Raw genomic sequence first — 8,153 nt, 5'->3', positions numbered from 1 at the left:
CCTCGACACCGCCCGCGCCCGCGAACGCGGCGGCGCGGGACTCGGCCTGGCCCTCGCCCGCGAGATCGCCCACCTGCACCACGGCACCCTCACCATCACCGACTCCGACCGAGGAGCCCGCTTCACCGCGACCTTCCCGCTGGCGCAGCCCTGACGTCAGCCCGAGCCGGTGGACTTCGCGGCGTCGGCCTCCGCCTCGTAGTGCCGCGCGAACAGCGCCGAACCGTCGGCGAAGTCGATCCGGAGGAACGCGGTCCGGGGGATGTTCCGCCCCAGGTCAGCCACGAGCACCCCGCACGAACCCCTGCACCCCTTCGGCCATCAACCGCGCGCCCTCCTGCGAACGCGCGTTCAACGCGAAACCCGAACCGTCCTGCAACGTCAACACGCAATGCGCGGTGTTCCCCTGCACCACTGGCCGGCAATCGGCGAACTCCGGGCCGGTGAAGCTCAACCACTCCACCATCCGCTCCGGATCGATCCGCTCACCCGGCGCGTTCCGTCCGAACTTCTCCGGCTCGGTACCAGCGAGGATCCGCCCCATCCCGCTCAACGTCTCACCCGACTCCCGCAATGCGCCGGGTTCCTCCCGCTCCACCGGAGCACGACGTCCCACCGGGATCAGGACCGCGAACCGGCGCGGCGTCAACACCCACACCTGCTCGATAGCCGAGGCCCCCGCGGGGGCGCGGTGTTCTGCAACCCCAACGCCGCACATTCCGGATCTCCGCCCGCGACGGTGAGATCCGGCGACCTCACCACTTCCCGCTGGGGGACTCGGTTGTCCTCGCCACCTCCGAACACCGCGGTCTCGGCAACCGCGAGCACCGACCAACTCGCCTTCCCCACAGCTCCGGCGAAAGATCGCTTCCGCTTTCGCGCCGGCGGCAACGGCATGCCATACCGATCGCACCCGTCGACGTGGAAGTCGACCTCTTTCGCCCGCAAGGCCCACACGATCGGCTCATCCGGCCCACACCACCACCGCCGCGCCACCAACGCGGCCCCGGCCTTGCCTGAGACGGACATGCTCATCCATTCGTTGATGAAGGACTTGTCGGCCGCTTCATGCCGTGCTCGTGTTCCCGAAGTGCTCAGGAACGCCGAAGAGAACCGGATTTGTCCACGTAGTTGCCTGCGGTCATCTTGCGGATCAACAGCGTGGACCGGTCGGTGAAGTTCACTTCCAGGAAGTGCGAGTGCGGGATCGACCGTCCCGTTCGCCGGGAGTCCACAGCCGCGATGTCCCCGACCGGCACCTCGAAGTAGGAGATCGGCAGCTTCGCGTCCTTGCGCGATCCCAAGCCTTCCGCGGTCTTCTGCACTTGCGCGGCCGCGGCCCGCGCCCGGCCGAGCCATCCGGTGGGCTCCCCGTCCGGCTGCGGATCGTCGTCGATCTTGCCCTGCTCCGCGACCAACGCCAGCCGCCCGCTGGTCAGCACGACCACGATGTTTCCGTGCGCAGCCGCGACATGATCGGCGAAGCGGACCGCGGTGCGATCGGCCGCCTCCGCCAGTGCCCACCACACGACCGACGGGTCATCCGCCCACTCATCGTTCATGCAGGTTCCGGACGTGACCGGGTCGCTCGGCAGCGGCCAGTTCGGCGGACCGTCCACCCACTGCCGCGTGCCAGGAGAGGGGATGTGCGGCGCGGTCACCCCGCCCGCCACGATCGACCCGGCGTAGCCGCGCATGGGGAGCATGAGCCACGCCACGGACTCGCCAGGCCTCAACCAGTCGCTGTCGAGCCGTGTCTTCCACTCGGCGATGAGCCGATTCTTCTCCGCAGAGGGCAGGTCACGCATGTCCGCTCCACTGTCGTCCTCGGGCGAACGCATGCACGGCGTCCGTCATCGCTTCCACGTCCCGCGAATACATGCCACGCACGGCGAAGCCCGACCCGTCTCGCAGGACGATTTCGCAGTGGCTGGGGCGATTCTTCACCCCAGCCGAACGGCAAACTGCGATGTCGGCCGGGCCCAGTTCGAACCAAGATCCCAGCGTGTCCGCATTCATCGGCGCACCGGCTTCGTTCGCACCGAATCCGTTCGAAGCGAGCACCGAGCGCCCCACCTCTCCCAAACCCCGTGCCACGCCGCGCCATCCACCGGGAGCCGGATCATCCGCAGTCGTCTCCTCCGGCAGCGGAACCAGCACTCCGAAGCGGCGCGAGGTCAACACCCACAGGCTCTCCGTCGGCTGTGCCGGAGGCGGCGACTGCAACCACCGCACCGCGCCGCATTCCGGCGACGAACCGAACACCCGCAAATCCTTTTCGGGCGGACCACTGCGGTTCTTCTCGTACCGCTCGCTCCCCTCGGTCACCGCCGTCAGCGCAAAACCCAGGACACCGACCCCGACCTTGCCCGCCGCGCCGGCCAACCGCTTGCCCACACCCGGCTTCGGCGCACCCGACGCATCCAGCCCACCGACCTCGAACTCCATGCTGACGACCCGAGTCGCCCACCACACCGGCTCATCCGGAGCACACCAACCGGCACGCGCCGCCAACGACGCGCCCAGCCGCTCCACCACCGACATCGGAACCCCCCCTGCTGCGTTGTGCTCGACCGGCCTCTCAGCGGGCGGTGGGGAACTTGGTGGAGCAGCCCTCGGCCCCGCCGTTGCGGATGAACAGGCAGGAGCCGTCGGTGAAGTCGATGCGCAGGAACGGCGCTCGCGGGATGCTGCGACCCAACGGGGCCCAGCTCATCGCCCCGATGCGGGACAGCGGCACCTCGAAGTGCGACACCGCCGCCTTCGCGTCCTTGCGAGAAGCGAGACCCTCCGCGGCCTTCTGCACCTGCGCCGCCGCCGACCGAGCTCGGCCGAGCCACCCCTTGCCCTCCGACTCCGCCGGACGCTCGGCGATCTTGTCCTGCTCCACCACCACCGCGAGCCGCGCCGAGCTCAGCGCCACGAACGCAACCCCCGGCATCACCGCGAGATGATCGGCGAACCGCGCCGCGTCCAGCCCTGGTTCCGCGGCGAACGCCCACCACACCACGGACGGGTCGTCGGCCCACTCGTCATCTCGGTAACCGCCCGTCGACACCAACTCGCTCGGCAGCGGCCACGACGGAGAATCCACAGTGGACGGGGTGACCTCGGACAGCGGCTCGTGGGGCAACCGGGTCCGCCCCGACACCACCGAACCCGCATAACCCTGCTCCGGCAGCAACACCCACACCAGCGACTCGCCCTCGCCGAGCCACTCCTCCGCCAGCTTCGCCTGCCACTTCTCCCGCAACAGCTGCTGGTCCAACGGCGACAAGTCAGCCACGAGCACCCCGCACGAACCCCTGCACCCCTTCGGCCATCAACCGCGCGCCCTCCGGCGAACGCGCGTTCAACGCGAAACCCGAACCGTCCTGCAACGTCAACACGCAATGCGCGGTGTTCCCCTGCACCACCGGCCGGCAATCGGCGAACTCCGGGCCGGTGAAGCTCAACCACTCCACCATCCGCTCCGGATCGATCCGCTCACCCGGCGCGTTCCGGCCAAACTTCTCCGGCTCGGTACCAGCGAGGATCCGCCCCATCCCGCTCAACGTCTCACCCCACTCCCGCAATGCGCCTGGCTCCTCCCGCTCCACCGGAGCAGGACGTCCCACCGGGATCAGGACCGCGAACCGGCGCGGCGTCAACACCCACACCTGCTCGATCGCCGAAGCGTCAGGCGGGCGCTCCGAATTGTGCAGCTGAACGGCACGGCATTCCGGCGATCCGCCGAGAATCGTCAGGTCGTCGACCCTCTTCGTCTCGTTCTGGCGCACTCCCGCGTCATCTCCGCCACCGAACACCGCCGTGCCCAGCACGGTCGCCGCTGACAACCCCGCTTTGCCGACGGCACGGCCCGCCGACGACGCAAACGACCGCCGCTTCCGCTCTTCGGGGGGCAGGGGGCGTCCGTACTCGTTGCAGCCTTCGACCCGGAACGTCCGGCTCGTTACCTGGAACGCCCATACGATCGGTTCATCCGCCGCACACCACCACCGCCGCGCCACCAACGCGGCTCCGGCCTTACCTGAGACGGACATCGGTTTCGCACTCCTCAGATGGTGAAGCCCCGCTCGGTCGCCGCATCGCGGTCTTCCTCGCTCGACGGGTTCTGCGCCTTGTCATATCCGTACTTCACACCTTGCTCGACGCCTTCCTGAGCCACTGCTTGGGTGCCTTGGTGCAGAACCGCGTCCTGCCAACGGTGCTCGCCGCTCAGCCCCACCGCACCGAGCCCCGTCTGAGCGAGATTAGCGGCGAGAGCCTGCTCACCCGTCGCCGACTCCAGATCACCGCTCATCGATACCTGCCGGGAGAAGCGATTGCCCGTCGTAGAAGCGATGTTGGCTCGTGCATCGGCCGCGCGGTCGAGCGCGGCGGTGAGATCTTCGTGCGCGCCCGGGCGCCCTTCGGACACGGCCTGCCGGGCCTCGTCAACGGCATTCTCGGCTTGCCGCAAAGGTTTGGTGTCGCCTCGCGTCACGATCTTGGCCAGCGGATGCGAGTCGATCTGCCGAGCCAGCCATTGCTCACGCTTGTTCCCCTCGCGGAGATCGTTCATCTTCTCGACGACCTTGCGGAGTTTGCCGCTGCGGAGCTTTTGGAGGAGTTCTTCCAGCTTGGTGATCAGGGGCTTCAGCTTGTGGAGGAGTTCGGCGGCCTTGGTGCCGAGGCGGGTGCCGGTGATGGCGACCTGGGAGGCGGTGAGCCCGGAGGCAGCGGCGACGGAGGCGCCCGCGGTGATCCAGGAGGCGGCGAGCGCCGCGATCCACTCGATGATGAGGCCCATCACGAGTTCCTGGAGGATGTCGACGATCATCTCGACGCACATGTCGAAGATGTCGGCGGCGAAGTTCAGGACCTGGGCGACGCCGCGGATCTCTTCGGCGAACGCGGCGGTGCCGCCGGAGAACTCCTCCATCTGCTTGCGGAACGCGTCCCCGGCCTGGCCTTCCCACACGGGCCGGGTGGCGGCGGCGCGCTGCTGCTCCTGCTCGCCGAGGCCGTCGACCCAGTCGGCGACCTGCTCCCAGCCCTTCCCGGTGCTGCGCATCTGGTCCGGGTCGCCGATCAGCGGTTCGATGACCCACTCCACCAGCGGGCTGATCACCAGGGAGATGAGGAATCCGAGCCCGTTGTCCGCGAACGCCTTGCCCGGGCTGAGCGCCATGTCCAGCTGTTCCATGCGGGCGTTGACGGTGGCGATGGCGATGTCCGGCGGGTTGTCCGCGCGCGCCAGGTCGTTGCTGGTGGAGACCGCGGACGAGCCGTACTCGGCGGTCCGCCCCAGGTAGCTGCGACCGGGCCCGCCCGCGCCGTTGACCTCGCCGAGCGAGGCGGGTCCACCGCCGGAGACCCGCATCCCGCTGAGGTCGATCTTGCCCAGGTCGTCGGCCTGGGTCTGGTCCATGTCCTGGTAGTCCTTGGCGCAGTCCTGCACGGCCTGCGAGATGTGCCCCATGAACCCGCCGGCCTGGGTGGCGAGGTCGCGGCACTCCTCCAGCGAGCTGAAGTAGTGCATGGCCAGCAGCTCGCCGATCGGGCCGAAGCAGTCGTCGCTGACCCGAGCCTGCTCCAGCACCGCGGACAGCTGGTCCAAGTGCTGCGACACGCCCTGGGAGCCTTGGCTGTGCGCCGACAGCGCCTCCGGTGCGACGTTCAAGGTCACGGTCGTCCCCCCAGGACTCGAAGCGGTGCACCCACCACCGATCAGTGGTGGCGATACTACTGCGACGATCTCGAGCCCAGGTCCGTTCCCACCGATCCGGCCGGAGGCGGCGCGCGGCCACCTCCGGCGCTCGGGATCAGCCCCAGATGTCGGCCGCCCACTCCGGGTGGTCGATGAACGGGTTCCGGTTGTGCTGGAACTGGTCGAAGATGACCTGGTTGCGGTTCTTCTCGAAGTCGTCCGGCGGGTCCTGGGCGTTCCACTCCAGCAGCACCGACTGGCGGCCCATCGCGGGCGCGCTGCCGTTGTCCACCTGGTCGTTGAGCTCCAGGTCGGGGGCGCCGTCGTCGCCCTCGTAGCGCACCGCCATGTACATGATCATGCGGGCGACGTCGCCCTTGACCTCGTCGCGGGGCTCGAAGGAGTCGTCGTCGGTGAAGTTGCCCTCGGCCTCGTCGACCGGGCTGCCGCCCATGTCGAAGTCCTTGTTGCCGCGCGCCGAGTTGACCGAGACGTCGGTCGGGCGCAGGTGGTGCACGTCGGTGCCCGGCCCGGGCGAGGTGCCGAAGTCGCCGTGCGACTTCGCCCAGGTGTGCTCCCGGTTCCACTGGTCGGCGCCGCCGCCGTTGGTGTCCTTGCCCTGCGAGCGGCCCGAGTACAGCAGGATCACGTTGTCCGGGTTCGCCGGGTCCTGGTCGGTGACCTTCAGCGCGTCCCACACCTCGTCGTAGGTGAGCTGGTCGGCGCTGCTGATGATGTCGTTGAGGGCGGCCTTCAGCTCCGGGCCGGTCTTGCCCAGCGCCGGTTCGTAGTAGGAGTCGTGCGCCGCCACCGGGCGGTCGGCGGCGCCCAGGTCGGCGGGCGCGGCGGAAGCGGGCAGCGGCAGCGCCACGGCCAGCGGCAGCACACCTGCCAGCGCGAAGCGTGTCCAGCGGGTCTTCAGCACGAGCGCGGTCCTCTCCCGGAAAGAGCGGCGCCGTTCGCACGTCGATGAATTCGCGAGGGCGCCGCAGAACACGGTCAAGGCCGAATTCTGGCACGCGGATCAGCACCGCCGAGTGCAGCATTCAGCGCAATCACTTGTCCGCCGAATGACCCAACAGGGCTGAGAGGCCCAGCTCAGACCAGGGGAAACGGGAAAACCGTTCAATTTCGCCGACGAGAATTCAGGAAACGGCTTCCGGCGCGCGAACCGTTCGCAGCAGAATTCCGCGAAATACGGAAACGGCGCTGATCGAGAAATGCGGGACCGCGGTTTCAGCCGCCGTCGGTCCACGTCGGCGGAGCCACCACGTGCAGCGCGTTGCGCGCCACCGAGAACCGCTGCGGGGTGTTCGCCACCAGCTCGCCGTCCACGTTGATCGGCAGCTCCTCGTCGGTGTTCACCACGACCGAACCGGTCCGCACGTGCGTCACCAGCGAGCTGTCCGTCGTGCTGCCGGTGCGCAGCTCCCGCGCCATCGACAGCAGCCGCAGCGGGCTGCCGTTGTGCAGCACCGACACGTCCAGCATGGCGTCGTCGATGCCCGCGTCGGCCGCCGCCAGCTGCCCGCCGCCGAAGTACCGGCCGTTGGCCACCGAGATCTGCAGCAGGTCGGTGAGCTCCATCGTGGCGTGGTCGCCGTCCGGGAACTCCAGGGTCGCCGCGAACGGCCGGTGCCTGCGCAGCGCCCGCGCCGTCGCCACCGGGTAGGCCAGCGGGCCGACCCGCCGCTTCAGCACCGGCGACATGTGCTGGGCGACCGCCGCTCCCAGGCCCGCCGAGGCCCGGTTGACGTAGAAGTTCCCGCCGCAACGCCCCAGGTCCACGTCCACCACGTGCCCGCGCGCGATGGTCCGGCAGGCGCCGTCGAGGTCCGCCGGGATGTGCATGGTGCGGGCGAAGTCGTTGGCCGTGCCCAGCGGCAGCAGGCCCATCGGCACCTCGCGGTGTGCCAGCACGTCCACCACCGAGCTCACCGTGCCGTCACCGCCGCCGAGCACGACCAGGTCGTGCCCGTCCTCGACGGCGCCCTCCACGACCTCCACCAGCCGGGAGGCGTCCCGCAGCGGGTGCACCGCGTGCAGCGGCACGTCCAGCGCGCGCAGCAGGTCCTCGGCGTGCGAGCAGGCGCGCGCCCCGGACCGCGATTGCGCGTTGACGATCAGGGCAGCCTTGGTGACGTGGCCGTCGTAGCGGATGGTTCCTCCTCCGGTCACTCGAAGGCTACCGGCGTCTCGAACACGCCCGACCGTCGCCGCAGGTGAGGACGCTCACGCCGGCTGGATCAGCTCCGCGGTGGTCCCGTCCTGGTCCCGCACGCAGGCGAAGCGCGCGGTCCCGCGCGGTCTCAGGTCGGCGACGGTGTGGCCAGCAGCGGCGGTGCGGACGGCCATGTGGCCCCGTGCTGCGACGGCCCCGCCCCCCCCGGGGGGGGGGGGGGGGGGCCGGGGTGGGGGGGGGGGGGGCCCCCCCCCGCCCGGGGGGGGGGGGCGAGGTGGG

At 69.7% G+C, this 8,153-nt stretch carries 11 protein-coding genes; 1 reads left to right on the top strand and 10 read right to left on the bottom strand.

Annotation, left to right across the window (positions count from 1 at the left end):
- Positions 1–154 (top strand): ATP-binding protein (locus LCD31_RS27445; protein WP_255623430.1); only part of this gene is annotated, 154 nt, incomplete at its 5' end.
- Positions 155–156: 2 nt separating this feature from the next.
- On the opposite strand, the gene LCD31_RS29335 is transcribed toward LCD31_RS27445, so the two are convergent.
- The 10 genes from LCD31_RS29335 to LCD31_RS29330 all read right to left on the bottom strand — a co-directional run bounded on the left by LCD31_RS29335 (position 157) and on the right by LCD31_RS29330 (position 8,047).
- Positions 157–285, bottom strand: coding sequence for a hypothetical protein (locus LCD31_RS29335; RefSeq protein ID WP_255623428.1), 129 nt, complete (start codon positions 283–285; stop codon positions 157–159).
- Positions 278–649 carry a hypothetical protein gene (locus LCD31_RS27440; protein WP_224962851.1) on the bottom strand — a complete coding sequence of 124 codons (372 nt, stop codon included), beginning with the start codon at positions 647–649 and terminating at the stop codon, positions 278–280. Before LCD31_RS27440 ends, LCD31_RS29335 begins: the two co-directional genes overlap by 8 nt.
- A 445-nt stretch (positions 650–1,094) precedes the next feature.
- Entirely contained in the window at positions 1,095–1,808 is a 714-nt protein-coding gene (locus LCD31_RS27435; protein ID WP_224962849.1) for a hypothetical protein, read from the bottom strand.
- The gene (locus tag LCD31_RS27430) at positions 1,801–2,544 is read right to left on the bottom strand and encodes a hypothetical protein (RefSeq protein ID WP_224962847.1); all 744 of its coding nucleotides are present in this window, start codon (positions 2,542–2,544) and stop codon (positions 1,801–1,803) included. Before LCD31_RS27430 ends, LCD31_RS27435 begins: the two co-directional genes overlap by 8 nt.
- Positions 2,545–2,581: 37 nt before the next feature.
- Complete coding sequence (locus LCD31_RS27425) at positions 2,582–3,286, bottom strand: hypothetical protein (protein ID WP_224962845.1); 705 nt, start codon at positions 3,284–3,286, stop codon at positions 2,582–2,584.
- Complete coding sequence (locus LCD31_RS27420; protein ID WP_224962843.1) at positions 3,279–4,010, bottom strand: hypothetical protein; 732 nt, start codon at positions 4,008–4,010, stop codon at positions 3,279–3,281. Before LCD31_RS27420 ends, LCD31_RS27425 begins: the two co-directional genes overlap by 8 nt.
- Positions 4,011–4,057: 47 nt before the next feature.
- A complete protein-coding gene (locus tag LCD31_RS27415) occupies positions 4,058–5,671 on the bottom strand; it encodes a WXG100 family type VII secretion target (protein ID WP_224962841.1) in 1,614 nt (537 codons plus the stop codon).
- A 136-nt stretch (positions 5,672–5,807) separates the two neighbouring features.
- Complete coding sequence (locus LCD31_RS27410; RefSeq protein WP_374201689.1) at positions 5,808–6,614, bottom strand: endonuclease I family protein; 807 nt, start codon at positions 6,612–6,614, stop codon at positions 5,808–5,810.
- Between the two features lie 314 nt (positions 6,615–6,928).
- Positions 6,929–7,870: a lipid kinase gene (locus tag LCD31_RS27405; protein ID WP_224962839.1), complete on the bottom strand. Its 942-nt coding sequence runs from the start codon at positions 7,868–7,870 to the stop codon at positions 6,929–6,931.
- A 54-nt stretch (positions 7,871–7,924) separates the two neighbouring features.
- Positions 7,925–8,047: a hypothetical protein gene (locus tag LCD31_RS29330; RefSeq protein WP_255623427.1), complete on the bottom strand. Its 123-nt coding sequence runs from the start codon at positions 8,045–8,047 to the stop codon at positions 7,925–7,927.
- Positions 8,048–8,153: the final 106 nt, after the last annotated feature.

Source organism: Saccharopolyspora sp. 6M, from assembly GCF_020176775.1.
In the GTDB taxonomy this organism is placed as follows: domain Bacteria; phylum Actinomycetota; class Actinomycetes; order Mycobacteriales; family Pseudonocardiaceae; genus Saccharopolyspora_C; species Saccharopolyspora_C gregorii.
This window is presented reverse-complemented; position numbering and strand designations above follow the sequence as displayed.

Coding starts and splice junctions, on each gene's coding strand:
- LCD31_RS27435 (WP_224962849.1), bottom strand. CDS start 1,808: ATGCGTGACCTGCCCTCTGCGGAGAAGAATCGGCTCATCGCCGAGTGG.
- LCD31_RS27430 (WP_224962847.1), bottom strand. CDS start 2,544: ATGTCGGTGGTGGAGCGGCTGGGCGCGTCGTTGGCGGCGCGTGCCGGT.
- LCD31_RS29330 (WP_255623427.1), bottom strand. CDS start 8,047: ATGGCCGTCCGCACCGCCGCTGCTGGCCACACCGTCGCCGACCTGAGA.